The 23196-nt window shown below is 73.2% G+C and carries 24 protein-coding genes; 20 read left to right on the top strand and 4 right to left on the bottom strand.

The genetic code is table 11. The features are described from left to right. Positions 1-62: 62 nt before the first annotated feature. The 3 genes from QOZ86_RS05905 to QOZ86_RS05915 are packed head-to-tail and all read left to right on the top strand — an operon-like array spanning position 63 to position 4618. Positions 63-1871: a DUF3556 domain-containing protein gene (locus tag QOZ86_RS05905; RefSeq protein ID WP_284491038.1), complete on the top strand. Its 1809-nt coding sequence runs from the start codon at positions 63-65 to the stop codon at positions 1869-1871. Next, a complete protein-coding gene (locus tag QOZ86_RS05910) occupies positions 1868-3283 on the top strand; it encodes a phytoene desaturase family protein (protein ID WP_284491039.1) in 1416 nt (471 codons plus the stop codon). The genes QOZ86_RS05905 and QOZ86_RS05910 overlap by 4 nt, the downstream gene beginning before the upstream one ends. 12 nt (positions 3284-3295) lie before the next feature. Further along, on the top strand, positions 3296-4618 hold the full coding sequence (locus QOZ86_RS05915) for an RsbRD N-terminal domain-containing protein (RefSeq protein ID WP_284491040.1): 1323 nt from the start codon (positions 3296-3298) through the stop codon (positions 4616-4618). Between the two features lie 3 nt (positions 4619-4621). Here QOZ86_RS05915 and QOZ86_RS05920 read toward each other — a convergent pair whose 3' ends face one another. Then, positions 4622-5422: an LON peptidase substrate-binding domain-containing protein gene (locus QOZ86_RS05920; RefSeq protein WP_284491041.1), complete on the bottom strand. Its 801-nt coding sequence runs from the start codon at positions 5420-5422 to the stop codon at positions 4622-4624. A gap of 78 nt (positions 5423-5500) precedes the next feature. Between QOZ86_RS05920 and hisD the strand changes: the two genes are divergently transcribed. From hisD to hisH, 5 genes are all read left to right on the top strand, one after another. After that, positions 5501-6850, top strand: coding sequence for a histidinol dehydrogenase (gene hisD / locus QOZ86_RS05925; RefSeq protein ID WP_284491042.1), 1350 nt, complete (start codon positions 5501-5503; stop codon positions 6848-6850). Next, positions 6847-7953 (top strand): histidinol-phosphate transaminase, encoded by a 1107-nt coding sequence (locus QOZ86_RS05930; protein WP_284491043.1) that lies wholly within the window; start codon positions 6847-6849, stop codon positions 7951-7953. Before hisD ends, QOZ86_RS05930 begins: the two co-directional genes overlap by 4 nt. Positions 7954-8032: 79 nt before the next feature. Beyond that, positions 8033-8629: an imidazoleglycerol-phosphate dehydratase HisB gene (gene hisB / locus QOZ86_RS05935; protein ID WP_284491044.1), complete on the top strand. Its 597-nt coding sequence runs from the start codon at positions 8033-8035 to the stop codon at positions 8627-8629. 4 nt (positions 8630-8633) lie between these two features. Then, positions 8634-8810, top strand: coding sequence for a hypothetical protein (locus QOZ86_RS05940; RefSeq protein ID WP_284491045.1), 177 nt, complete (start codon positions 8634-8636; stop codon positions 8808-8810). Between the two features lie 154 nt (positions 8811-8964). Further along, positions 8965-9603 (top strand): imidazole glycerol phosphate synthase subunit HisH, encoded by a 639-nt coding sequence (hisH, locus tag QOZ86_RS05945; RefSeq protein WP_284491046.1) that lies wholly within the window; start codon positions 8965-8967, stop codon positions 9601-9603. A 9-nt stretch (positions 9604-9612) separates the two neighbouring features. Here hisH and QOZ86_RS05950 read toward each other — a convergent pair whose 3' ends face one another. Both QOZ86_RS05950 and QOZ86_RS05955 read right to left on the bottom strand, forming a co-directional pair. Continuing rightward, positions 9613-10380: an SDR family NAD(P)-dependent oxidoreductase gene (locus QOZ86_RS05950; RefSeq protein WP_284491066.1), complete on the bottom strand. Its 768-nt coding sequence runs from the start codon at positions 10378-10380 to the stop codon at positions 9613-9615. A 30-nt stretch (positions 10381-10410) separates the two neighbouring features. Next, entirely contained in the window at positions 10411-11055 is a 645-nt protein-coding gene (locus QOZ86_RS05955) for a nitroreductase family protein (RefSeq protein WP_284491047.1), read from the bottom strand. A 77-nt stretch (positions 11056-11132) separates the two neighbouring features. On the opposite strand from QOZ86_RS05955, the gene QOZ86_RS05960 reads away from it, so the two are divergent. From QOZ86_RS05960 to hisF, 5 genes are all read left to right on the top strand, one after another. Next, entirely contained in the window at positions 11133-11375 is a 243-nt protein-coding gene (locus QOZ86_RS05960; RefSeq protein WP_284491067.1) for a type II toxin-antitoxin system Phd/YefM family antitoxin, read from the top strand. After that, positions 11372-11632 (top strand): Txe/YoeB family addiction module toxin, encoded by a 261-nt coding sequence (locus QOZ86_RS05965; protein WP_284491048.1) that lies wholly within the window; start codon positions 11372-11374, stop codon positions 11630-11632. Before QOZ86_RS05960 ends, QOZ86_RS05965 begins: the two co-directional genes overlap by 4 nt. Positions 11633-11716: 84 nt before the next feature. After that, complete coding sequence (priA, locus tag QOZ86_RS05970; protein WP_284491049.1) at positions 11717-12448, top strand: bifunctional 1-(5-phosphoribosyl)-5-((5-phosphoribosylamino)methylideneamino)imidazole-4-carboxamide isomerase/phosphoribosylanthranilate isomerase PriA; 732 nt, start codon at positions 11717-11719, stop codon at positions 12446-12448. After that, the gene (locus tag QOZ86_RS05975; RefSeq protein WP_284491050.1) at positions 12445-12837 is read left to right on the top strand and encodes a Rid family hydrolase; all 393 of its coding nucleotides are present in this window, start codon (positions 12445-12447) and stop codon (positions 12835-12837) included. Before priA ends, QOZ86_RS05975 begins: the two co-directional genes overlap by 4 nt. Continuing rightward, positions 12834-13625 (top strand): imidazole glycerol phosphate synthase subunit HisF, encoded by a 792-nt coding sequence (gene hisF / locus QOZ86_RS05980; protein WP_284491051.1) that lies wholly within the window; start codon positions 12834-12836, stop codon positions 13623-13625. The genes QOZ86_RS05975 and hisF overlap by 4 nt, the downstream gene beginning before the upstream one ends. A gap of 94 nt (positions 13626-13719) precedes the next feature. On the opposite strand, the gene QOZ86_RS05985 is transcribed toward hisF, so the two are convergent. Next, a complete protein-coding gene (locus QOZ86_RS05985) occupies positions 13720-14331 on the bottom strand; it encodes a TIGR03085 family metal-binding protein (protein WP_284491052.1) in 612 nt (203 codons plus the stop codon). Positions 14332-14448: 117 nt separating this feature from the next. Here QOZ86_RS05985 and QOZ86_RS05990 point away from each other — a divergent pair, with 117 nt between their 5' ends. The 7 genes from QOZ86_RS05990 to QOZ86_RS06020 all read left to right on the top strand — a co-directional run bounded on the left by QOZ86_RS05990 (position 14449) and on the right by QOZ86_RS06020 (position 23183). Next, positions 14449-16227, top strand: a complete 1779-nt coding sequence (locus QOZ86_RS05990; RefSeq protein ID WP_284491053.1) for an ABC transporter ATP-binding protein — start codon at positions 14449-14451, stop codon at positions 16225-16227. Then, complete coding sequence (locus QOZ86_RS05995; protein ID WP_284491054.1) at positions 16224-18059, top strand: ABC transporter ATP-binding protein; 1836 nt, start codon at positions 16224-16226, stop codon at positions 18057-18059. The genes QOZ86_RS05990 and QOZ86_RS05995 overlap by 4 nt, the downstream gene beginning before the upstream one ends. A 176-nt stretch (positions 18060-18235) precedes the next feature. Further along, the gene (locus tag QOZ86_RS06000; RefSeq protein ID WP_284491055.1) at positions 18236-18934 is read left to right on the top strand and encodes a type IV toxin-antitoxin system AbiEi family antitoxin domain-containing protein; all 699 of its coding nucleotides are present in this window, start codon (positions 18236-18238) and stop codon (positions 18932-18934) included. 81 nt (positions 18935-19015) lie between these two features. After that, positions 19016-19213: a hypothetical protein gene (locus tag QOZ86_RS06005; protein ID WP_284491056.1), complete on the top strand. Its 198-nt coding sequence runs from the start codon at positions 19016-19018 to the stop codon at positions 19211-19213. Positions 19214-19365: 152 nt separating this feature from the next. Then, a complete protein-coding gene (locus QOZ86_RS06010; RefSeq protein WP_284491057.1) occupies positions 19366-21036 on the top strand; it encodes an FAD-binding dehydrogenase in 1671 nt (556 codons plus the stop codon). Then, positions 21033-21698 carry a hypothetical protein gene (locus tag QOZ86_RS06015; protein ID WP_284491058.1) on the top strand — a complete coding sequence of 222 codons (666 nt, stop codon included), beginning with the start codon at positions 21033-21035 and terminating at the stop codon, positions 21696-21698. Before QOZ86_RS06010 ends, QOZ86_RS06015 begins: the two co-directional genes overlap by 4 nt. A 237-nt stretch (positions 21699-21935) precedes the next feature. Continuing rightward, positions 21936-23183, top strand: coding sequence for an agmatinase family protein (locus QOZ86_RS06020; RefSeq protein WP_284491059.1), 1248 nt, complete (start codon positions 21936-21938; stop codon positions 23181-23183). Positions 23184-23196 lie beyond the last annotated feature (13 nt).

Below are 23196 nucleotides of genomic sequence, written 5' to 3' on the forward strand. Positions count from 1 at the left end.
AGCAGTTCCCGCTGCACGAGCGCCCTCGTGCTGATCATCCCTGCCCGAACGAAGGAGCACTCGTGGGATTCAAGACCGCAGACATGCCGCCGGTGGACCCGGCCCAGTTCGAGTCGATGCCCTTCATGGATCGCATGCGGATGCTCGCGACCCACTGGTGCGAGTACGGCTTCGGCGGCCCGAAGACCAACCACATGCTCTACGTCTACAAGCTGATCTTCTACGTGGTCGGCGGCGTCGCCGTCGTGGCCCTCACCACGCCCGGTCTCGGTGGCATCGGGAACTTCGCCTCCTGGTGGGGCGAGCTGATCGTCTACCAGAAGCTGATCGTCTGGACCGTGCTGTTCGAGATCACCGGCTGGGCGTCGTCTTCGGGGCCGCTGGCGTTCAAGTTCAAGCCGTTCATCGGCGGCTTCCTGTACTGGACGCGGCGCAACACCCTGCGCCTGCCCCCGTGGCCGGGCAAGGTGCCGTTCACCAAGGGCGACCACCGCACCACGTTCGACGTCGTCCTCTACTGCAGCATCCTGGCCACGCTGGCGTTCCTGCTGCTCACCCCGGGATTCGAGTCGTCCGCCGTGCCGGGCAGCGACGCCGGGCTGCTCCCGCAGTGGGGGCTGCTCGCCTACGTGGCGCTGATCATCGTCATGGGCCTGCGCGACCGGGTCGTCTTCCTGGCGGCGCGGTCGGAGCAGTACGTCGCCGTGCTGTTCTTCTTCGGCGTCCTGAGCACCCAGGTCGACATGGTCCTCGCCGCCAAGATCGCCGTGGTGACCATCTGGATGGGTGCCGGCATCTCGAAGTTCGGCCACCACTTCACCAACGTCGTCCCGCCGATGATGAGCAACACCCCGTGGCTGACGTCGCTGAAGTTCAAGCGGGCTCTCTACCGCGACTACCCGAACGACCTGCGGCCCTCGAAGATCGCCTGGGCCTTCGCCCACATCGGCGGCACCGTCGTCGAACTCGTGCTGCCGTTGGTGCTGCTGTTCTCGACCGACTCGACGATCACCTGGCTGGCGATCGTGGGCATGGTGGTGTTCCACATCTTCATCACCTCCACCTTCCCGCTCGCGGTGCCGCTGGAGTGGAACGTCTTCTTCATGTTCGCCCCCGTCTGGCTCTTCGCCGGCTTCCCCGCCTCCGAGGGCTACGGCGTCGGCGACATCAGCTCGCCGTGGCTGCTCGTCGCCATCCTCGCCGTCTTCGTCGCCTTCCCGATCCTGGGCAACCTGCGGCCCGACCTGGTCTCGTTCCTGCCGTCGATGCGGCAGTACGCCGGCAACTGGGCCTCGGCGACCTGGGCGTTCCGTGGTGACGAGGCCGAGGACAAGCTGAACAAGCACCTGGTCAAGTACAACCCCAACCAGGTCGACCAGCTCTCCGGTGCGTTCGGCAAGGAGATCGCCGAGATCTTCATGCAGAAGGCGATGGCCTGGCGGACCATGCACAGCCAGGGCCGCGGCCTGATGTCGCTGATGATGCGGCACCTCGACCGCCTGGAGAACTACCGCATCCGGGAGGGCGAGTTCGTCTGCACCACGCTGGTCGGCTGGCAGTTCGGTGACGCCCACCTGCACAACGAGCAGACGATCACCGCCGTGCAGAAGCGCTGCGCGTTCGAGCCGGGCGAGTGCATCGTCGTGTGGGTCGAATCCCAGCCGATCCACCGCTCGACCCAGGAGTACAAGGTCATCGACGCGGCGCTCGGCGTCGTGGAGCGGGGCTACTGGAACGTGGCGGAGGCCGTGGCCGAGCAGCCCTGGCTGCCCAACGGGCCCATCCCGCACACCGTCACGTGGCGCAGCCCCGGCTACACGCCAGCCGGGGAGCACCCGCACCCGGCGGTCCGTGCCAGTGTGAGTGCATGACCGACGCCGTCGTGGTCGGCAGCGGGCCCAACGGGCTCGCTGCCGCCCTCACGCTCGCCGCCGCCGGCGTCACCGTCACCGTGCTCGAGGCCTCGGACACGGTGGGCGGTGGTGCCCGCAGCGGCGCGTTCACCCTGCCCGGCCTCGTCCACGACGGGTGCTCCGGCTTCCACCCCCTGGCCGTGGACACGCCCTTCTCCCGGCGGTTCGACCTGGCCGCGCACGGCCTGACCTGGCGCTGGGCGGACATCGAGTACGCCCATCCGCTGGACGGGGGCCGCGGAGCGGCCGCCTGGCGATCGGTCGAGCGGACGGCCGAGGGCCTGGGCGCGGACGGACGGCGCTGGCAGCGTCTGTTCGGTCCGCTCACCCGCGGCTTCGGCGACATCGCCGAGGACTTCCTGCAGCCGATGCTGCACCTTCCGGAGCACCCGGTGAAGCTGGCCCGGTTCGGTGCCTACAGCATGCTGCCGGCCCAGGTGCTCGCGCGACGCTGGTCGACGCCGGAAGCCCGCGCCCTCTTCGCCGGGGTCGCGACGCACGCCTTCCGGCCGCTGACCTCGCCGGGCTCCTCGGCGATCGGGGTGGCGCTCGGCACCGCCGCGCACCGCTACGGCTGGCCTGTGGCCGAGGGCGGCTCGGGGTCGATCACCGACGCCGTCATGGGTCTGCTGGCGAAGCACGGCGTCACGGTGGAGACCGGGGTGACCGTCGGCTCGCTGGACGAGCTCGGCTCTCCCGACATCGTCATGCTCGACGTGGCTCCCGCCGCCGCGGTGCGCATCGCGGGGGACCGGATGCCGCGGCGCATCGCCCGCGCGCTGACGCGGTACCGCCACGGCCCCGGGTCGTTCAAGGTGGAGTTCGCGGTCCAGGGCGGCGTCCCCTGGACGCACGAGGAGTCCCGGCGAGCGGGCACCGTGCACGTCGGGGGCACCCTCGAGGAGATCGCCGCCGCGGAGAAGGACATCCAGCACGGCCGCATGCCCGAACGGCCGTTCGTCCTGGTCGGGCAGCAGTACGTCGCCGACCCGACGCGGTCGTCAGGAGACGTGCACCCCCTGTACACCTACGCCCACGTGCCGGCGGGCTGGACCGGTGATGCGACCACCGCCATCGAGCGCCAGATCGAGCGGTTCGCGCCCGGCTTCCGCGACCGCATCCTCGCCCGCGACGTGTGGTCGACCACCGCGATGGAGCAGCACAACGCCAACTACGTCGCCGGGGACATCGTCACCGGCGCCAACGACCCCCTGCAGCTGGTGTTCCGTCCGCGGGTCGCCCTCGACCCCTACACCGTCGGCGTCGACGGGGTGTACCTCTGCTCGGCCGCCACCCCGCCCGGTGCCGGAGCGCACGGCATGTGCGGCTACAACGCCGCCCGGTCCGCGCTCCAGCGGATCGCTTCCTGAGCCGCCGGCGTGATGAGCGCGGGAACGGAGCAGCGGAGCGGCGCCGGTGACACCGGGAGCGACCGCATCCTGGCGCTGGTGTCGGAGGCGGCCCAGCGGCTGGATCGGCGGCAGCCCCGGATCGCGCGGGACATGAGCGACCTGATCCTCCGGCACATCCGCTCCCTGGACGTCGACCCGCAGTTCCTCGAACTGCTCCGGGCCAGCGTGGACGCCAACACCAAGACGCTCACGCACATCCTGATCAACCACATCCCGATCGAGCACCTGCAGCCCACGACCGCGGCCGTGGAGTACGCGCTGCGCCTGGCTCAGCGCGAGGTTCCCGCGAACTCCCTGGTCCGCGCCTACAGCGTCGGGAAGGACGACTTCATCGAGCAGATGTTCCCCGACGTCGCGGCCCTGGACTGCTCTGCCGAGGAGAAGTTCGAGGTCCTGCACCACATGGCCACGGTGGTCGGCCGGTACATCGACTGGATCTCGCAGTACGTGTTCGAGGCGTACGAGAAGGAACGCGAGCGCTGGTTGAGCACGCAGGGGACCGTCCGCGCCGCGCTGATCCACGACGTGCTGGCCCAGCAGAAGGTGGCGCCCGCGCACTTCGAGCGGGAGACCGGCTACCGCCTGTCCGTCCACCACCTCGGCATGATCATCTGGTCGGTCGACGCCGCGCCCGCGCCCGACGAGCTCCGGTTGCTGACCTCGGTGGTGTCCAAGGTCGCCGCGGGGGCCGGCTGTTCCGGCGCGCCCCTAGTGACGGCGGTCGACCGCGTGACCGCCTGGGCGTGGCTGCCCTTCCGCGTCCGGCCGACCGAGGTGGACACGGCGCAGATCTGCCGACTGGTCGAGCAGACGCGGAACTGCCGGGCGACCCTGGGGCTGTCCGGTTCCGGGGTGGCCGGTTTCCGGCGTACCCACGCACAGGCCCAGGCCGCCCGCCGGCTCGCGGTGGCGTCGGGTGAGGCCACGCCGGTGATGGGCTTCGGGGACGAGGGCGTTGCCATCACCTCGATGCTGGCCGGCGATCTCGACTCCGGCCGCGCCTGGATCTCGGAGGTCCTCGGGGAGCTCGCGCGGGACAACGACGGTGCCAGGGTGCTCCGCGAGACGCTGCGCGTCTTCTACCTCACCGGGGAGAACTACACGGACACGGCGGAGATCATGCGGCTGCACCGCAACACCGTGAAGTACCGCGTGTCCCGGGCCCTCGAGCTGCGGGACGGCCCGACGCGCTCGCACCGGGTCGATCTGGCGGTGGCCCTCAACGCCTGTCACTTCCTGGGCTCCGCCGTCCTGGCAGGCCCCGATCCGCAGGCACCGGTGACCACCCGCTGAGGGTCAGTTCACCGTCATCGGGCTGGAGAACTGCTGCAACGGGGCGGGCACCGCGCCGAGGGTCTGCAGCAGGGTCAGCTCACGGCGCAGCAGCCGTGACTCCGCGGCCAGCCGCCGGCGGGTCGCGGACTCGGCGAGCAGGGCCTGCCGGTCCTCCGTGGTGAGCAGGGCGGAGGAGGCCACCAGCCACGACAGCGCGGTCGGGTCGTCGGCGGCCGCGGCCAGCCGGACCGCCGCTTCCGCACCGTCGCCGTGCGTGCCGGCGCCCAGGGCTGCCACCTCCGCGACGTACCGGGTGAACAGGTTGCCCACCCCGCGGGCCAGGACGCCGAGGGATCCACGGGCGACCGACGCGGCGACGTCGTCGGTCGGCGGTATGTCCGCGCCCGGCCCGTCGGTGACCGCCTCCGCGTCGCCGGCGGCCTCCTCGGCGGCCTCCTCGTCGGCCAGCCACTCCACCTCCGCCTGCAGGTAGGGCGGGTCCTCGCCCACGACCACGTCGAGCAGCCGGAAGCGCTCACCGCCCACGGTGACGATGCGGAAGCCCCCGTCGGGCTGGGGCTGGACCCGCCGCAGCCGGGCGGCGCACCCGATGTCGTACAGCGCCGCCGCGGGCGCCACCCGCTCCACCTCCCAGCCCTGCCGGATGGCCACCACACCGAAGAAGCGGCGGTCGTCCTGCTCGGGCAGGCTCATCAGGTCGCGCATCAGCCGGCGGTACCGCGGCTCGAAGATCTGCAGGGGGAGGACCACCCCGGGGAACAGCGGCCTGCCCAGCGGGAACAGCGGGATCAGCTCACCCATCCGGGCAAGCGTACGGCCCGCCTCTCGCCCGTCCTCCCGGGCGCTCCGGGGGCGGCGGGGCCCGCTGGCTACCCTGAGGTGCCCGCACCGCTCCCTCCCGCCGACCACCCCGGAGGCAACCCCGTGCTCGCCCGCATCGACCTGCGCGGATCCGCGCTGCCCGGCGTCCGCGAGCTGGCCAGCCTGCTGCCGCGTGCCGCCACCGACATCGACTCGGTGCTGGCCACGGTCCGGCCGCTGTGCGAGGACGTGCGGATCCGCGGCGCCCAGGCGGTGCGGGAGATCACCGCCCGTCTCGACGGCGTGGACGCCGAGGACTTCGCCGTTCCGCAGGAGGCGCTGGACCGGGCCCTGGCCGAGTGCGACCCGACGCTGCGCGTGGCGCTCGAGGAGGCCATCGCCCGGGTGCGCAGCGTGCACGCCGACCAGCGGCGCACCGACGTGACCACCCAGGTCGTCGCCGGCGGCACCGTCACCGAGCGCTGGCTGCCGGTCCGTCGCGTCGGGCTCTACGTTCCCGGCGGGCTGGCGCCGCTGCTGTCCAGCGTCGTGATGAACGTGGTGCCCGCCCAGATCGCCGGTGTCGAGTCGATCGCCGTCGCCTCTCCACCGCAGCGCGACCACGGTGGCCTGCCCGACCCCGGCGTGCTCGCCGCCTGCGCCCTGCTGGGCGTCACCGAGGTCTACGCCGTCGGCGGGGCACAGGCCGTCGCCGTCTTCGGGTACGGCGCCGGGTCCTGCGAGCCGGTGGACATGGTCACCGGACCCGGGAACGTCTACGTGACCGCGGCCAAGCGGCTGCTGCGCGGCCTCATCGGCATCGACTCGGAGGCCGGCCCCACCGAGGTGGCGATCCTCGCCGACGACTCGGCCGACCCCGCGCACGTGGCCGCCGACCTGATCAGCCAGGCCGAGCACGACCCGCTGGCCGGCGCGGTCCTGGTGACGCCGAGCGAGGAGCTCGCCGATGCCGTGCTGGCGCTGGTTCCCGGTCAGGTCACGGCCACCAAGCATTCCGAGCGGATCACCACCGCGCTCGACGGCAGCCAGTCGGGGATCGTGCTGGTCGACGACCTGGAGGCCGGGCTGCGCGTCGTCGACGCCTACGCCGCCGAGCACCTGGAGATCCAGACCCGGAACGCGCGGGAGCTGGCCCTGCGGGTCCGCAACGCCGGCGCGATCTTCGTCGGCGCCTGGTCGCCGGTCTCCCTGGGTGACTACTGCGCCGGGTCCAACCACGTGCTGCCCACCGGCGGCTGCGCGCGGTTCTCCAGCGGGCTGTCCGTCCAGTCGTTCCTGCGCGGCATCCACGTCGTCGAGTACGACGAGCAGGCGCTGGCCGGCGTCGCGGCCCACATCGACGCCCTGGCCGGGGCCGAGGACCTCCCGGCGCACGCCGCCGCGGTGCGGATCCGGCAGCGCCCGTGACGTCGCTCGAGGACCTCCCGCTACGGCCCGAGCTGCGCGGTCGCACGCCCTACGGCGCCCCCCAGCTCCCGGCCCGGCACCGGCTCAACACCAACGAGAACCCGCACCCTCTCCCGGCCGAGCTGCTCGCCGACCTCGGCGCGGCACTGGGGCGGGCCGCCCTGGAGCTGAACCGGTATCCCGACCGCGATGCCGTGGACCTGCGCGCGGACCTCGCCACCTACCTGACCCGAACCAGCGGGGAGGCGATCGGCGCCGCGCAGGTGTGGGCGGCCAACGGGTCCAACGAGGTCCTGCAGCAGCTCCTGCAGGCGTTCGGGGGAGCGGGGCGCACCGCGCTGGGCTTCACCCCGTCGTACTCGATGCACCCGATCATCTCGGCCGGCACCGGCACGGGCTGGGTCGACGGCCACCGGGCGGCCGACTTCACCATCGACCCCTCGGCCGCGGTGGCGCAGGTACGGGAGAGCGCTCCCGACGTCGTGTTCGTGACCAGCCCGAACAACCCCACCGGCACCGCGGTCGCGCTGGAGACCATCACCGACATCTACGACGCCACCGCCGGCGTCGTCGTCGTCGACGAGGCGTACACGGAGTTCGCCCGCACCGGCACGCGGTCCGCGCTGACCCTGCTGCCGGGCCGGCCCCGGCTGATCGTGAGCCGGACGATGAGCAAGGCCTTCGGCATGGCCGGGCTCCGGCTGGGCTACCTGGCCGCCGACGAGGCCGTCGTCGACGCCCTGCAGCTGGTCCGGCTGCCGTACCACCTGAGCTCGCTCACCCAGGCAGCGGCACGGGCGGCGCTGGCCCACACCGACGCCCTCCTGGCCACCGTCGACGCCGTGAAGGCCCAGCGCGACCGCATCGTCGTCGCCCTGCCGGACCTGGGGCTGACCAGCGTGCCCAGCGACGCGAACTTCGTGCTCTTCGGGCACTTCGCCGACGCGCCTGCGGCGTGGCAGGCCCTCCTGGACCGCGGTGTCCTGGTCCGTGACGTGGGGCTGCCGGGCTGGCTGCGGGTCACCGCCGGCACCGAGCAGGAGACGGCTGCTTTCCTCACGGCCTTGGCGGCTGTTGTCGCGGAGCACGGTGGCCGGACCTGACGGCCGCGTACTTGCTTCCGGCCACCACCCCGGGTGAGGTCGCGCCGGCCCACCGCACGACTCTGGGAGACTGACGCCCATGACCCGCACCGCACGCGTCGAGCGACAGACCAACGAGACCAAGCTCGTGGTCGAGCTCGACCTCGACGGCACCGGCACCAGCTCGATCAGCACGGGCGTGGGGTTCTACGACCACATGCTCACGGCGCTGTCCAAGCACAGCGGCATCGACCTCACCGTGCAGGCCGACGGCGATCTGCACATCGACGCCCACCACACGGTCGAGGACGTCGCCATCGCGCTGGGCCAGGCCTTCGCCCAGGCGCTGGGGGACAAGCGGGGCATCACCCGCTACGGCGACGCCACGATCCCGATGGACGAGGTGCTCGCGCAGGCCGCGGTCGACCTCTCCGGCCGGCCGTACTTCGTGCACGCCGAGCCCGAGGACATGACGCCGATGATCGGGCCGGACTACCCGACCAGTCTGACCAGGCACGTGCTGGAGTCCTTCGCCTTCAACGCGCGGATCAGCCTGCACGTGCGCGTCCTCTACGCCGGCCGGGACGCCCACCACATCGTCGAGGGGCAGTTCAAGGCGCTGGCCCGGGCGCTGCGGGCCGCGGTCGCCATCGACCCGCGGGTCACCGACGTGCCCTCCACCAAGGGCGCGCTGTAACCCGGTGGACTTCGGTCTGGCCCTGGTCGTCCTGGGCGGGTTCCTGCTGGGCGGCGCGTGGAGCATCTGGCGGGCGGATTCCGACACCGCCGGGCGCACCGGACCGCAGGTCGTGTTCGCCGTCATCCTGCTGATCGCCGCCCTGCTGGCCACCGCCTCGGGCATCCTCCGGCTGGTGTGAGCCGCGCGGACGAGGCGCGCTTCCTCGGCCTGGTCACCGCCGACCGACCGTCCGGGCGGTGCTGGAGCGCGCCCCTGCGCTCGGCCTGGACGACTGACGCCGCCTGACGGGAACACCCCGGGCCGGAAACGGGCTGATGGGTAGCGTGGCAGGCGTGAAGAAGGTGGCGGTGCTCGACTACGGCTCGGGCAACCTGCGGTCGGTCGAGCGGGCGCTGACGCGGGTGGGTGCCGACGTGACGGTCACCTCCGACGCGCAGACCGCGCTGGACGCCGACGGGCTCCTCGTCCCGGGCGTGGGCGCGTTCGCCGCCTGCATGGCCGGCCTCGACGCGGTCGACGGCCGCCGCATCATCGACCGCCGGCTGGCCGGGGGGCGGCCCGTGCTGGGCATCTGCGTCGGCATGCAGATCCTCTTCGAGCGGGGCGTGGAGCACGGCGTGGACGCCGAGGGCTGCGGCGAGTGGCCCGGTGTCGTCGCGGAGCTGGAGGCCCCGGTGCTGCCGCACATGGGCTGGAACACGGTCCAGGCCGCCCCGGGCAGCGCGCTGTTCGCGGGTATCGAGGACGAGCGCTTCTACTTCGTGCACTCCTACGGCGTGCGGGAATTCCCGCTGGGCCAGGAGGGCGGCAGCACGCCGCTGGCCCCGCCGTTGGTCACCTGGGCGGAGCACGGCGACCGGTTCGTGGCCGGGGTGGAGAACGCGGCGCTCTCGGCCACCCAGTTCCACCCGGAGAAGAGCGGTGACGCCGGCGCCCAGCTGCTCACCAACTGGCTGGGCACGCTGAGCTGACCGGCCGGCTCAGCTGCGCAGGTAGCTGGCCCCGTTGACGTCGATGATCGTGCCGGTGGAGAACCGGGCACCGGGCGAGGCGAGCCACAGCACGGCCGACGCCACCTCCGCAGGTGCCGCGACCCGGCCGTAGGGCGACTGCGCGCGGACGGCGTCGCCGCCGGGGCCGTCGAGGATCTCCCGCGCCATCTCCGTCTGCACGAAGCCCGGCGCGACGCTGCCCACGGTGATGCCGTGCGGGGCCAGCGCCTGGGCCATCGACTGGCCGAAGGCGTTGAGGCCGGCCTTCGCCGCCCCGTAGGCGGGGGTGTTCGGCTCGCCGCGGAAGGCGCCCCGGCTGGTCACGTTGACCACGGCGCCGCCCCCGGCCGCGACCAGGTGCGGCACGGCCCGGAAGGTCGCGTGCATGGCGCCGAGCAGGTTCACCTGGAGCGTCCGTGCCACGGTCGCCTGCCAGTCCTCCCACGACGTGGCCAGCGGCGGGTGCGCCGTGTAGACGCCGGCGTTGTTGACCAGCACCTGCAGTCCGCCCAGCGCGGCCGCGGCGTCGTCGACCATCCGGGCGACGGCGTCGGCGTCGGCCACGTCGGCCTGCACCACCGTGTGCCCGTCGCCGGGCAGTTCGGCGGCGACCCGCTCGGCGGAGTCCCGGGAGCTGCCGAAGTGCACGGCGACCCGGTCGCCTCCGGCGGCGAAGGCGTGCGCGATGGCGCGGCCGATACCGCGGGAGGCGCCGGTCACCAGGACGGCGCGGGACACAGAGGGCTCGACCACCACGTCAGTCAACCAGCCGACCTCGAGCGCCGTTCACCACCGGCCGCGGTGCACGACCTCGTCCAGGCCGCGCCGGCCGCGCCGCAGCGACGGGGACCGACGGTCGTCGGCGCCCGCGTAGCCGAAGGACAGGCAGCCCACCGGCCGGTACTCCGCGGGGACGCCGAACGCCGACCGGAAGGCGGGCAGCCGATCGGCCGGGACGCCGAAGAAGCAGGCCCCCAGGCCCTCGTCGACCGCGGTGAGCAGCATGAGCAGGCCGGCCATGCCGGCGTCGACGTCCCAGTAGGGCACCGGCCAGCGGGCCTCGTCGCGGTCGGTCCAGCCCTTGTCCGGTTCCGCGTAGCGGTCGAGGTAGGCGCTCTTGTTGGCCAGCGGCACGACGAGCAGGGGCGCCCGCCGCATGCGGGTCAGCCACCCGTCGGCGCTGGGCGGGTGGGCCGGCGCGCTGTTCGTGGTGGCCGCCCAGAACCGCTCCCGCTCCTCGGCCGTCTCGAGCACCAGGAACGCCCAGCCCTGGCTGAAGCCGGCCGACGGCGCGCGGATCGCATGCTCCAGCAGCCGCTCCCGCACCTCCGGCGGCACCGACCGGTCGGGGTCGTAGTCCCGGACCATGCGGCGGCGGCGGACGACCTCGGCGAACTCCACGGCGCTCACCCTGCCAGCGACGGTTGCCATGTCGTGGTGCTTGCCCGGCCGGACGTCGGGACGTACAGTTTGCTGTACGTCAGTCAGGAGGCCGTCGCGTGCGCACCATGACCTATTCGGAATCCCGTGCCCGATACGCGGAGACCCTCAACGCGGTCGTCGACGACCGCGAGGAGGTCATCATCACCCGAGCCGGGCGCGATCCGGTCGTCATGGTCGCCTTGGAGGACTACGAGTCCCTCAAGGAGACGGCTTATCTGCTGCGGAGCCCGGCCAATGCCCGACGGCTGCTCTCGTCCATCGAGCGACTGGAGAACGGCGGAGGCACCGAGCGCGATCTCGCCGAGTGAGGCTGGTCTGGGACGAGGCGGCCTGGGCCGACTACGTCTGGTGGCAGACCCAGGACAGGCGGGTCGTGAAGCGGATCAACGCACTGATCAAGGACGTGCAGCGCAACGGCAACGTCGGGATCGGGAAGCCGGAGCCGCTCAAGCACGGGTTCCACGGATACTGGTCGCGCCGCATCACCGACGAACACCGTCTGGTCTACAAGTGCGGGGACAACGAGATCCGGGTCGCGGCTTGCCGCTATCACTACGAGGACTGATCGGCAGGCGGGTCGCATGCTTCCCGGCCGTCCCTCCGTACCGGTGAGCGGAGCCACTCCCTGGAGTTCCCTACTCTGTGAGGCGTGCCGAAGCTGCAGCTGCTCCCCGCCGTCGACGTCGCCGACGGCCAGGCCGTCCGTCTCGTGCAGGGGGAGGCCGGGAGCGCCACCTCCTACGGCGACCCCCTCGACACGGCGATGCAGTGGCAGCGGGACGGGGCCGAGTGGGTGCACCTGGTCGACCTCGACGCCGCCTTCGGCCGCGGTTCCAACCGGGAGCTGCTGGCCCGGGTGGTGGGGGAGCTCGACGTCGACGTGGAGCTCTCCGGTGGCATCCGGGACGACGAGTCGCTGGCCGCCGCGCTGGCCACGGGCTGCCGCCGGGTCAACCTGGGCACCGCCGCCCTGGAGTCGCCGGAGTGGTGCGCCCGGGCGATCGCCGAGCACGGCGACCGGATCGCCGTCGGCCTGGACGTGCGCGGCACCCGGCTGGCCGCCCGCGGCTGGACCCAGGAGGGCGGCGAGCTCTACGAGACCCTCGCCCGGCTCGACGCCGAGGGCTGCGCCCGGTACGTGGTGACCGACATCACCAAGGACGGCACGCTGCGCGGGCCCAACCTGGACCTGCTGCGCGAGGTCTGCGCCGCCACCGCGCGCCCGGTGATCGCCTCCGGCGGGGTGAGCTCGCTGGCCGACATCCGCGCGCTCGCCGGGCTGACCGCGATCGGCGTCGAGGGCGCGATCGTGGGCAAGGCCCTCTACGCCGGCCAGTTCACGCTGCCGGAGGCGCTGCGGGTCACCGAGGAGCTCGCGTGAGCGTGATCCGCCTCGGCTCGGGGGCCCCCTGGGAGGGGATCGTCGGCTACAGCCGGGTCGTCGTCCGCGGGGACACCGCCTGGGTGAGCGGCACGACCGCCACCGTCGACGTCGCCGCCGCCCACCCCGGGGACGCCGCCGCGCAGCAGAAGGACCTGGTCCCCCTCACCCCTCGCACGCTCGGGGCGAGCCTCTGGACCAGGCCTGACGTCGTCCGCACCCGGATGTACGTCACCGACATCTCCCGGTGGGAGGAGGTCGGCCGGGCGCACGGCGAGGCGTTCGGCGACATCCGGCCCGCCACCACGATGGTGCAGGTGGCCGCGCTCATCGATCCGGCGATGCTGGTGGAGATCGAGGCGGACGCGGTGCGCGGGGTGCCGGCATGACGCTCGCGGTGCGGGTGATCCCGTGCCTGGACGTCGACGCCGGGCGGGTGGTCAAGGGCGTGAACTTCGTCGACCTGCGCGACGCCGGCGACCCGGTCGAGATGGCCCGGGTCTACGACGCCGAGGGCGCCGACGAGCTGACCTTCCTCGACATCACCGCGAGCTCGGGCGACCGCGCCACCACCTACGACGTGGTCAGCCGGACGGCGGAGAGCGTGTTCATCCCGCTCACGGTCGGCGGCGGGGTGCGCAGCGCCGAGGACGTGAACCGGCTGCTGCGGGCGGGTGCGGACAAGGTCGCCGTCAACACCGCCGCGGTGGCCCGGCCCGAGCTCATCGCCGAGATCGCCGACCGGTTCGGCAACCAGGTCCTCGTCCTCTCGCTGGACGCCCGGCACTGCCGGGACGGCGCGCGGACCGAGTCCGGCTACGAGATCACCACGCACGGCGGGCGCCGCGGAACCGGGCAGGACGCCGTCGAGTGGTGCATCCGCGCGGCAGAGCTGGGCGCGGGCGAGATCCTGCTGAACTCGATGGACGCCGACGGCACCCGGGCGGGGTTCGACACCGACCTCATCCGGCAGGTCCGCGCCGAGGTGCGGGTACCGCTGATCGCCAGCGGGGGAGCGGGCGCCGCCGGGCACTTCCCGCCGGCGGTGCAGGCGGGTGCCGACGCCGTGCTGGCCGCCAGCGTCTTCCACTTCGGGATCATGCGCATCGGCGAGGTGAAGGGCGCCCTCGCCGGCGCCGGCGTGCCGGTCCGCCACGAGGCCGACACCCCGCTGTGAGCCGCCCGGCGCATGGTGCGCGACGATGTGCGCAAAGCGGTAGTTCCAGACCGGGAAACTGCCCCTTTGCGCACACTGTCTGCCGCTTCCGCGCTCAGGCGACCTCGACCCGGGCGACGTCGCGCCGGCCGGACACCCAGAGCAGCAGCTCCAGCGGCTCCCCGGTGAGCGTGCGCCCACCGGCGCCGAAGTGCCGCTCGGCGTCCGGCACGTCGCTGCGCCGGAGCACCAGGCCGCGCTGCCCGGCGGCGCGGCGGGCGTACAGCCCGGTCGCCGCCCACAGCGCGTCCTGGTCGGCCCGGGACAGCTCCCGCCGCGTCCAGCCCGGCTGCGCGCGGCGGACGTCCTCGTGGTGGATCGCGAACTCCGACACGTTGAACGCCCGGTCGGCTGCGGGCCAGGCCATCGGCACCCAGGACGGCGGGCCGGTGCGCACCTGCGCCACCACCTCGGCGTAGGGCGTGGAGGTCCGCAGCCGGTCCTCCAGCCGGTGCGACCACCACGCCAGCCGCTGCCCGTGGGGCAGCATCTCCAGGCCGTACCCGGGCAGCGCGTCGGGACGCCGGTCGCGGACGGCGAGGTGGGCGGCCAGGTGCGCCGTCGTCCAGCCCGCGCAGCAGGTGGGCGCACCGGGCCCGAGCTCGGCCAGCAGGTCGGCCAGCGCCGTGCGCTCGCGCTCGGACAGGGAAGGGGGCGGGGCGCTCATCCCGGGGAGATACCGAGGACGCCCCTCCGGTGAAACCCGGTCGGCCGGTCGCCCGCGGCCCGGTTAGCGGCCCTAACGAAACGCGTACGATTCGGAGTCCCGACCCCGAGGAGCCCCGTGCCCACCCGCCGCCGAGACGCCGTCCTGCGCCGCGGGTTCCGCCACATCCGCCGGGCCGTCGCCGAGCAGCCCCGCATGTTCGCCCTCGCCCTGCTGGCCAGCACCCTGTACGGGGGGATGACCGTCGCCAGCGCCTGGGTGATCGGCGAGATCACCAGCCGGGTGCTGCTCCCGGCGTTCGACGAGGGGGCGACCACCGGCGCAGCGCTCACGCTGGCCGCGGTCGCGATCCTCGGCGTCGCCGTCCTCAAGATCGTGGGCATTCTCGGCCGCCGGCTGTTCGCCGGCGTCATGAGCTACCGGCTGCAGGCGGAGTACCGGCGCCGGGTGACCGGCCAGTACCTGCGGCTGCCGCTGTCCTGGCACCAGCGGCACCCGACCGGGCAGCTGCTGTCCAACGCCAACTCCGACGTCGAGGCTGCCTGGTTCTTCGTCGCGCCGCTGCCGTTCGCCTGCGGCGCGCTGGTGATGATCGCGATCACCGCCGTCGCGCTCGTCCTCACCGACCCGCTGCTGGCGGTCGTCGGCCTGGTCGTCTTCCCGCTGGTTTTCCTGGCCAACATCGTCTACTCGCAGGTGATGAGCCCCCGGATGCAGCGGGCCCAGCAGCTGCGCGCCGAGGTCAGCGAGATCGCGCACGAGAGCTTCGACGCCGCGCTGGTGGTCAAGACCCTCGGCCGCGAGGACACCGAGACGGAGCGCTTCGGCGAGCGGGCCGACCAGTTGCGCGACGGCCTGATCGCGGTCGGCCGGGTCCGCGGGCTGTTCGACCCGATGATGGAGGCGCTGCCCAGCCTGGGCACCCTCGCCGTCCTGCTCATCGGCGCCGGCCGGGTGGCCGACGGTGCCGTCGACGCCGGCGAGCTGGTCGCCATCGCCTACCTGTTCACCCTGCTGGCGCTGCCGATCCGGGCCATCGGGTGGGTGCTGGCCGACCTGCCGCGCGCGCTGGCCGGGTTCGACCGGGTCACTCCAGTCCTGGAGGCGACCGGCGAGACGCCCTACGGCCCGGACGCGGCCACCGTCACCGCCGCGGGAGCGGGAGTGGCGCTGCGCGGGGCCGGCTTCACCTTCGCCGGCGGCACCCGGCCCACGCTCACCGACGTCACCTTCGACGTGCCGGCCGGCCGCACGGTGGCGGTGGTGGGGCCGACCGGCTCGGGCAAGTCCACGCTGGCCGGCCTGCTGGTCCGCCTGGTCGATCCCGCCGACGGCACCGTCCTGCTCGACGGCATCGACCTCCGCCGGCTGCGCGAGGGCGAGGTCAGCACCCAGGCGGCGTTCGTCGCCCAGAGCGCGTTCCTGTTCGACGACACCGTCCGCGACAACATCACCCTCGGCGGCCCGTACGACGACGAGCAGGTGGAGGCGGCACTGCGGGTGGCGGCGGCCGACGAGTTCGTCGCCGCGCTTCCGGAGGGCCTGGACACCCGGGTGGGGGAGCGGGGCGCCTCCCTCTCCGGCGGGCAGCGCCAGCGCCTGGCCCTGGCCCGCGCCGTCGTCCGGCGTCCCCGCCTGCTCGTCCTGGACGACGCCACGAGTGCGGTGGACCCGTCGGTCGAGGCGCGGATCCTCGACGCGCTGCGCGCCGGCGAACGCCCCGCGACGGTCGTGGTCGTGGCCTACCGCCAGGCCACGATCGCACTGGCCGACGAGGTGGTGTGGCTCGCCGAAGGGCGCGCCGTCGCCCGGGGCACGCATGCCGAGCTGCTCGAGGAGGTCCCGGGGTACGCCGAGCTGGTCCGGGCCTACTCGCAGGCGGAGGTGGCGGCGTGACCGCCGCGACGCTGCCCGCCGACCGCCGGGCCGAGGGCGCGATGACCACGCTGCGCCGAGGCCTGCGGATGATGCCGGAGTTCCGCCGTGGGCTGCCGGCCACCTTCGCCCTCGCCCTGGTTGCCACCGCCGGCCGGGTCGTCGTCCCCATCGCCGTCCAGCAGGTCATCGACCGGGGCCTCGACGGGCCCGACGGCCCGGACCTGGAGCTGGTCACCTGGCTCGTCGCGGCCTGCGCCTTGGTCGTGCTGCTCACCGCCGTCGCCGTCTACCGGATGAACGTCCGGCTGTTCCGCACCACCGAGACGGCGCTCGCCAACCTGCGGGTGCGCGCCTTCCGCCACGTGCACGACCTCTCGGTGCTGCACCAGCAGGGCGAGCGGCGCGGATCGCTGGTCTCCCGGGTGACCAGCGACGTCGACCAATTGTCCGTGTTCATGCAGTGGGGCGGCGTCCTCGGCCTGGTGAGCATGGGGCAGCTCGTCGTCGCCACCGTGGTGATGGCCGTCTACTCCTGGCAGCTGACGCTGCTGGTCCTGGTCTCCTTCGTGCCGCTGGTGTTCGCCGTCCGCTGGTTCGCCCGGCGGCTCGCGCAGGTCTACGGGGTGGTCCGCGAGCGGGTCGGCGACGTGCTGGCCGCGGTCGCGGAGTCGGTGGTCGGCGCGCCGACGGTGCGCGCCTACGGTGTCCGCGCCCGGACCGCCGCGCGGCTGGACGCCGCCATCGACCGGCACTACCGGTCGCAGGTGGACGCCCAGAAGGTCACCGCCGCGGTGTTCGTCAGCGGCGAGTTCGTCGCCGCGGTCGCCAACGCCGCGGTCGTGGTGGTCGGCGTGCTGCTGGGCCTGGCCGGCGACATCTCCGCCGGCACCCTGGTGGCCTTCCTGTTCCTCGTCACCCTCTTCGTGGCGCCGGTGCAGACCGCCAGCGAGGTGCTCAACGAGGCGCAGAACGCGATCGCCGGGTTCCGGCGGGTGCTCGACGTCATCGACACCGAGCCCGACGTCCGCGACCCGGCGGTCGCCACGCCCGACCGGGTGCGCGAGCTGCCCGCCGGGCCGCTGGGCATCCGGTTCGAGCACGTCACCTTCCGCTACGCGCACGGCGCCCGCCCGTCCCTGGACGACGTCGACCTCACCATCGCCCCCCGCACGCGGGTGGCCGTCGTGGGTGAGACCGGCTCGGGCAAGACGACGTTCGCCAAGCTGGTCACCCGGCTCATGGACCCGGTCGGCGGACGGGTGCTGCTGGGCTCGGACGACGGCGGCCTCGTGCCGCTGGCCGAGGTCGGCTTCGCCTCGCTGCGGGCGCGGGTGGTGATGGTGCCGCAGGACGGCTTCCTGTTCGACGCGACGGTGGCCGAGAACGTGCGCTACGGCCGCCCCGGCATGACCGACGACGAGGTCGTCGCCGCGTTCGGCGACCTGGGGCTCGGCGCCTGGCTCGCGGGCCTGCCCGAGGGCGTGGCGACGGCGGTCGGCCAGCGGGGGGAGTCGCTGTCGGCGGGGGAGCGTCAGCTGGTCGCGATCGCCCGCGCCTACGTCGCCGACCCGGATCTGCTGGTGCTGGACGAGGCGACCAGCGCGGTCGACCCCGCCACCGAGCAGCGGCTGACCCGGGCGCTGGACACCCTGACCGAGGGCCGGACGACGCTGACCATCGCCCACCGGCTGTCCACCGCCGAGCGCGCCGACGAGGTGCTCGTGGTCGACGCCGGGCGGGTGGTGCAGCGCGGCACGCACGCGGAGCTGGTGGACGCCGAGGGGCCCTACGCCCGGCTGCACGCCTCATGGCGGCGGTCGTCGGCGGGGGAACCCGAGCCGGTGGGCTGACCTGGGGCGCCGACCTCACCGTCGGGTCGCCGTCCTCGCGTTGCAACACGAGGACGGCGACCGCTCGGCGAGGACGGCCATCCACACCTGGCTGCGCTCTCCACAGAAGTGATCGGCCTGTCGGCGCGCAGCGCCGTCGACCGCAGCATCGGCGGATGCATCCCACACTCCGCGCCATGTCCGAACGACGCCTGGGGATCTTCACGACCGCCGACGCCCTCGGTGCCGGCTACGGCGCGTCGGAGATCCGTGCTCTCTGCCGCTCCGGTTCCTGGGTACGGCTGCGACGAGGCGTGCTGATCGACGCAGCGGCCCTGGCGGCAGCCGAGGCGACGGGACGCCGCTACGACGTCGACTGCCTCGCAGTCCTCCTGAGCCTGGACCGACCCTCGGCGCTGCTGAGCCACGCCTCGGCGGCCCGCCTGTGGGAGTTGCCGACGCCGCGCACGGCCGAGCCGGTCCTCCGACTCACCGACCCGGTGCAGTGGCGGCGCGGTCGCGACTACCTCATGACCTGCGCACCGCTGTCGGCCGGTGAACGTTGGTGGACCGGCCCGCTCCCGCTCACCTCGGCGGCGCGCACGCTCGTCGACTGCGCGAGGGAGTGGCCGCTGGAGGACGCCGTCGTCGCGATGGACGCCGCCCTGCTGGCCGAGCGGGTGACGCCGGACGACCTCCGCCGCGCCACGGCCGCCGTCCACCACTGGCGCGGGGCCGGACGGGCGGCACGCGCCACCGCCCACGCCGACGGGCGAGCCGAGTCGCCGTTGGAGACCCGCGGCCGGCTGCGCATCGTCGGCGCCGGGCTCCCTGCACCCGAACTCCAGGTGGAGGTCCGCGCCGGGGGACGTCTCGTGGGCGTGGTCGATGCCTAGTTCGGCGAGGCCGCCGTCGCGGTCGAGTTCGACGGCCGGGTCAAGTACACCGACCCGTGGCGCGGGCGCGCTCCCGAACGGGTGCTGTGGGAGGAGAAGAGACGCGAGGACGAGCTGCGGGCGCTGGACATCCGTGTCGTCCGGCTCGCGGACGCCGACGTCGGGTCGGGTTGGCCGCGCGCGGAGCGGCGTCTGCGGGAGCTGTTCGCCGTCCCCGGCCCAGCGGTGCGGCGGTTCACCGCCACGCCCCGCCGCACAGGGGTGCGGCGGACCGGCTGAGCCCGCGGTCCTCACCGACCGGTCGCCGACCTCGTGCTGCACCCCGAGGACGGCGACCGCGGCGTGAGGTCGGCGACGAGGTCAGCGGCACCAACCCAACTCGCCCGGCAGGGGGGACGCGCGGCGCTCGCCGTGCCCGCTAGCGTCGCTGCGTGAGCACTGACACGCGCAGCTTCGAGGCCGACGTCGTCGTGGTGGGCGCGGGGCTGGCCGGGCTGGTCGCCACCGCGGAACTGGCCGACGCCGGCAAGCGGGTGATCCTGGTCGACCAGGAGCCGGAGCAGTCCCTCGGCGGGCAGGCGTGGTGGTCCTTCGGCGGCCTGTTCCTCGTCGACTCCCCGGAGCAGCGCCGGCTGCGCGTGCACGACTCGCTGGAGCTGGCCCGCCAGGACTGGTTCGGCACCGCCGGATTCGACCGCGACAGCGACCACTGGCCCCGGCAGTGGGCCGAGGCGTACCTGCAGTTCGCGGCGGGGGAGAAGCGGGCCTGGCTCAAGGAGCAGGGCATCGGCTTCTTCCCGATCGTCGGCTGGGCCGAGCGCGGCGGGTACACCGCCACCGGGCACGGCAACTCGGTGCCGCGGTTCCACATCGTCTGGGGCACCGGCCCGGCCATCGTCGCCCCGTTCGAGCGGCGGGTGCGGGCCGCAGCGGAGGCCGGCCTCGTCGAGCTGCGCTTCCGGCACCGGGTGTCGGAGCTCGTGGTGAGCGACGGTGCGGTGACCGGGGTGCGCGGTGCGGTCCTGGAGCCCAGCGACGGTGCGCGAGGAGAGGCCAGCTCGCGCACCGAGGTCGGCGAGTTCGAGATCGCGGCGCAGGCGGTCGTGGTCACCTCCGGCGGCATCGGTGGCAATCACGACCTGGTGCGGCGGAACTGGCCGGCGCGGCTGGGCCCCGCGCCGCAGCGGCTGCTCTCCGGGGTGCCGGCGCACGTCGACGGCCTGATGCAGGAATCGGCCGTCGCGGCGGGCGCCAGCCGGGTGAACGCCGACCGCATGTGGCACTACACCGAGGGCATCACCAACCACTCCCCGGTCTGGGCGCAGCACGGCATCCGGATCCTGCCCGGTCCCTCGTCGCTGTGGCTGGACGCCACCGGGCAGCGGCTGCCGGTACCGCTGTTCCCCGGGTTCGACACCCTGGGCACCCTGGCCCACATCGGGCAGACCGGGTACGAGCACACCTGGTTCGTGGCCACCCACAAGATCGTGGAGAAGGAGTTCGCGCTGTCGGGCTCCGAGCAGAACCCCGACCTCACCGGCAAGGACGTCAAGCTCCTGGTCAACCGGGCGCGGGCCGGGGTGTCCGGGCCGGTCCAGGCGTTCCTCGACCGCGGGGAGGACTTCGTCGTCACCCGCACGCTGCCCGAGCTGGTGGCCGGCATGAACCGGATCACCGGCGGCACCCCCGAGCTCGACCTCGCGCAGGTGGAGCGCGAGATCGTCGCCCGCGACCGCGAGGTGGCCCACCCGTTCACCAAGGACCTGCAGATCACCGCCATCCGCGGCGCCCGCAACTACCTCGGCGACAAGCTGATCCGGGTCGCCCCGCCGCACCGTCTGCTCGACCCGGAGGCCGGGCCGCTCATCGCGGTCCGGCTCACCATCATCACCCGCAAGTCCCTCGGCGGCCTGGAGACCGATCTCTCCGGTCGCGTCCTGCGCCCCGGCGGCGAGGTGTTCCCCGGGTTGTACGCCGCCGGGGAGGTCGCCGGCTTCGGCGGCGGCGGTGTGCACGGCTACCGCTCGCTGGAGGGCACGTTCCTCGGTGGCTGTCTCTTCTCCGGGCGGGTCGCGGGCCGGGCGCTGGCCGCGGCGCTGTGACCGCCCCGCGGGATCCGTGGTCGGATCCGGCCACGCCCACCGAGCAGGGCCCGGCGTACACCGGGCCGCCGCCCACGGCGCCGCCGCCCGCCTACGGCTACGGCCCACCGCCCCCCTACGGCCCACCGCCGCCCTACGGCTATCCGGCGCCCTACGCGGCGCCGTACCCGCCCGGGTCGTACGGACCGGCACCGCAGCGCCGTCCCGGCCAGGTGATCGGCGCCGCGGTGCTGACCTTCGTGCAGGCCCTGCTGGTGCTCATCGCCTCCCTGTACGTGTGGTTCTTCGCCTCGATCGCGGAACTCGCGATCGAGCAGACCCCGACCGCAGCCCCGGCGGTGTTCCACGAGTTCGCCCGTGAGGGAACCGCCCTGGCGATCGTCCAGCTGGTGGCCGTGGTCCTGCTGGTGGCGGCCGGCATCCTCGCGCTCAACCGCCGCACGCGGCCGGCCTGGCTGCTGCTCGTGGGAGCCCATGTCGTCCAGCTCCTGCTGACGGCGTACTGGTGGGCGGAGCTCAACGACCTGCTCGGCCCGGCGGCGACGGGTGAGGACGTCGGCGGGGTGCTGAGCGCGCTGAGCCTGTTCTTCGCCGCGGCGCCGTTGGTCGCGCTCGGCCTCGTCCTGTTCGGCGGCGGACGCCGGTGGTTCACCAGCTCGTAGGGCTGATCCGCTCGCACGGGTCACTGGCGGGCATGGGGCGTCATCCCCGCCGGTTCGTTGTTCGTCGCCGCTCCGGCATGGTCGTCGCGGGCCGGCTCCATCCGCCCGAGCGCAGCAATTGCCGGCGCGTCGCGGCCGACCGGCGGCTGCGGTGGCGGGCGGCCCGGAGATGGCATACGAAGGGCTGGTACCAGCAAACCGAATCACGAGCCCAGCCGACCCAGGAGGACAGGCGTCATGGCGGATGAGAAGGAAGTGCAGGGCGAGGAGCGGACGTTCCAGGCGGGTGGCGAGCAGATCCGAGCAGGAGATCTGGGCGGCGAGAAAGCCAAGCGCTACCAGGCGGAGCTGACCGACCAGAAGCACCAGGAGGAACTACGGCGGGGCCACGAGCACGGGCTCGAACCCGCGGAGTCCATCGAGGACAAGCAGCAGGCGAGCACGTTCGCGCGTGGCGAGCTGCCGCACTTCTCCGGCATCAACACCTTCCTGAAAGCGCCCTATCTCGAGGACATCCACGACGTCGGCAATCACGAAGTCGCGATCATCGGATGTCCGCTCGACACGGGTACCACCTACCGACCCGGCCCGCGCTTCGGTCCCGAGGGCATGCGCCGCATCTCGAGCCTGTACACGCCCTACTACTACGAGCAGGGCGTCGACCTGCGCGAGCAGCTCGACATGGTGGACGTGGGCGACATCTTCATCACCCCGGCGAACATCGAGAAGGCGTTCGACCAGATCACCAAGGCGGTGGAGTACGTCCGGGGCCAGGGCGTCTTCCCCGTGATCCTCGGTGGTGACCACTCCATCGGCTTCCCGACCTCACGCGGCGTGATGAATGCGTTCGGCAAGAAGATCGGCGTCATCCACTTCGACCGCCACATCGACACGCAGAAGAAGGATCTCGACGAGCGGATGCACACCACGCCGTTCTACTGGAGCGCTCACGAGAAGCACTTCGACATGGGCAATCTCGTGCAGATCGGCATCGGTGGCTGGCAGGTACCCCGGTCGGGTGTGGAAGAGGGCGCCCACGGTGGCTCGTTGGTCATGACCGTCGAGGACATCGAGGACCTCGGCATCGACAAGGCGGCCGAGATCGCCCTCGAGGTGGCCTGGAGCGGTGGCGCGGAGGGTGTCTTCCTCTCCTTCGACATCGACTCCATCGACCCCGGCTTCGCGCCCGGTACCGGCTGGCCGGAGCCCGGTGGCCTCTATCCCCGCGAGGCGCTAAAGCTGGTGCGCAAGTTCGCCGCCGAGGGCCTGCTGGGGATGGAGGTCGTCGAGGTCTCCCCGCCGTACGACGTCTCCGACACCACCGCGCTCATGGGCGTCCGGCTCATCTGCGAGGCGCTCGCGGGCAGCGTGAGCGCGGGAAAGCTGGGGCGTACCCGGCAGGGCGAGCCGCAGACCGAGAAGGCTCGGCACGCCGACGAGGTCGGCGGCGGGGGCTCGAGCGCCGCGTCCGGCGGCGGCGGCTGACGGCGACTCCCCG

This window comes from Blastococcus capsensis (assembly GCF_030165005.1).
In the GTDB taxonomy this organism is placed as follows: Bacteria; Actinomycetota; Actinomycetes; order Mycobacteriales; family Geodermatophilaceae; genus Blastococcus; species Blastococcus capsensis.

What these genes read in the sequence shown, in the direction of transcription:
- QOZ86_RS05985 (WP_284491052.1), bottom strand. Translation starts at nt 14,331, where the DNA reads ATGAGCGCCCCGCCCCCTTCCCTGTCCGAGCGCGAGCGCACGGCGCTG.
- hisB (WP_284491044.1), top strand. Translation starts at nt 8,033, where the DNA reads ATGACCCGCACCGCACGCGTCGAGCGACAGACCAACGAGACCAAGCTC.
- QOZ86_RS06020 (WP_284491059.1), top strand. Translation starts at nt 21,936, where the DNA reads ATGGCGGATGAGAAGGAAGTGCAGGGCGAGGAGCGGACGTTCCAGGCG.
- QOZ86_RS05955 (WP_284491047.1), bottom strand. Translation starts at nt 11,055, where the DNA reads ATGGCAACCGTCGCTGGCAGGGTGAGCGCCGTGGAGTTCGCCGAGGTC.
- QOZ86_RS05920 (WP_284491041.1), bottom strand. Translation starts at nt 5,422, where the DNA reads ATGGGTGAGCTGATCCCGCTGTTCCCGCTGGGCAGGCCGCTGTTCCCC.
- hisF (WP_284491051.1), top strand. Translation starts at nt 12,834, where the DNA reads ATGACGCTCGCGGTGCGGGTGATCCCGTGCCTGGACGTCGACGCCGGG.
- QOZ86_RS05960 (WP_284491067.1), top strand. Translation starts at nt 11,133, where the DNA reads ATGACCTATTCGGAATCCCGTGCCCGATACGCGGAGACCCTCAACGCG.
- QOZ86_RS05915 (WP_284491040.1), top strand. Translation starts at nt 3,296, where the DNA reads ATGAGCGCGGGAACGGAGCAGCGGAGCGGCGCCGGTGACACCGGGAGC.
- QOZ86_RS05910 (WP_284491039.1), top strand. Translation starts at nt 1,868, where the DNA reads ATGACCGACGCCGTCGTGGTCGGCAGCGGGCCCAACGGGCTCGCTGCC.
- QOZ86_RS06000 (WP_284491055.1), top strand. Translation starts at nt 18,236, where the DNA reads ATGTCCGAACGACGCCTGGGGATCTTCACGACCGCCGACGCCCTCGGT.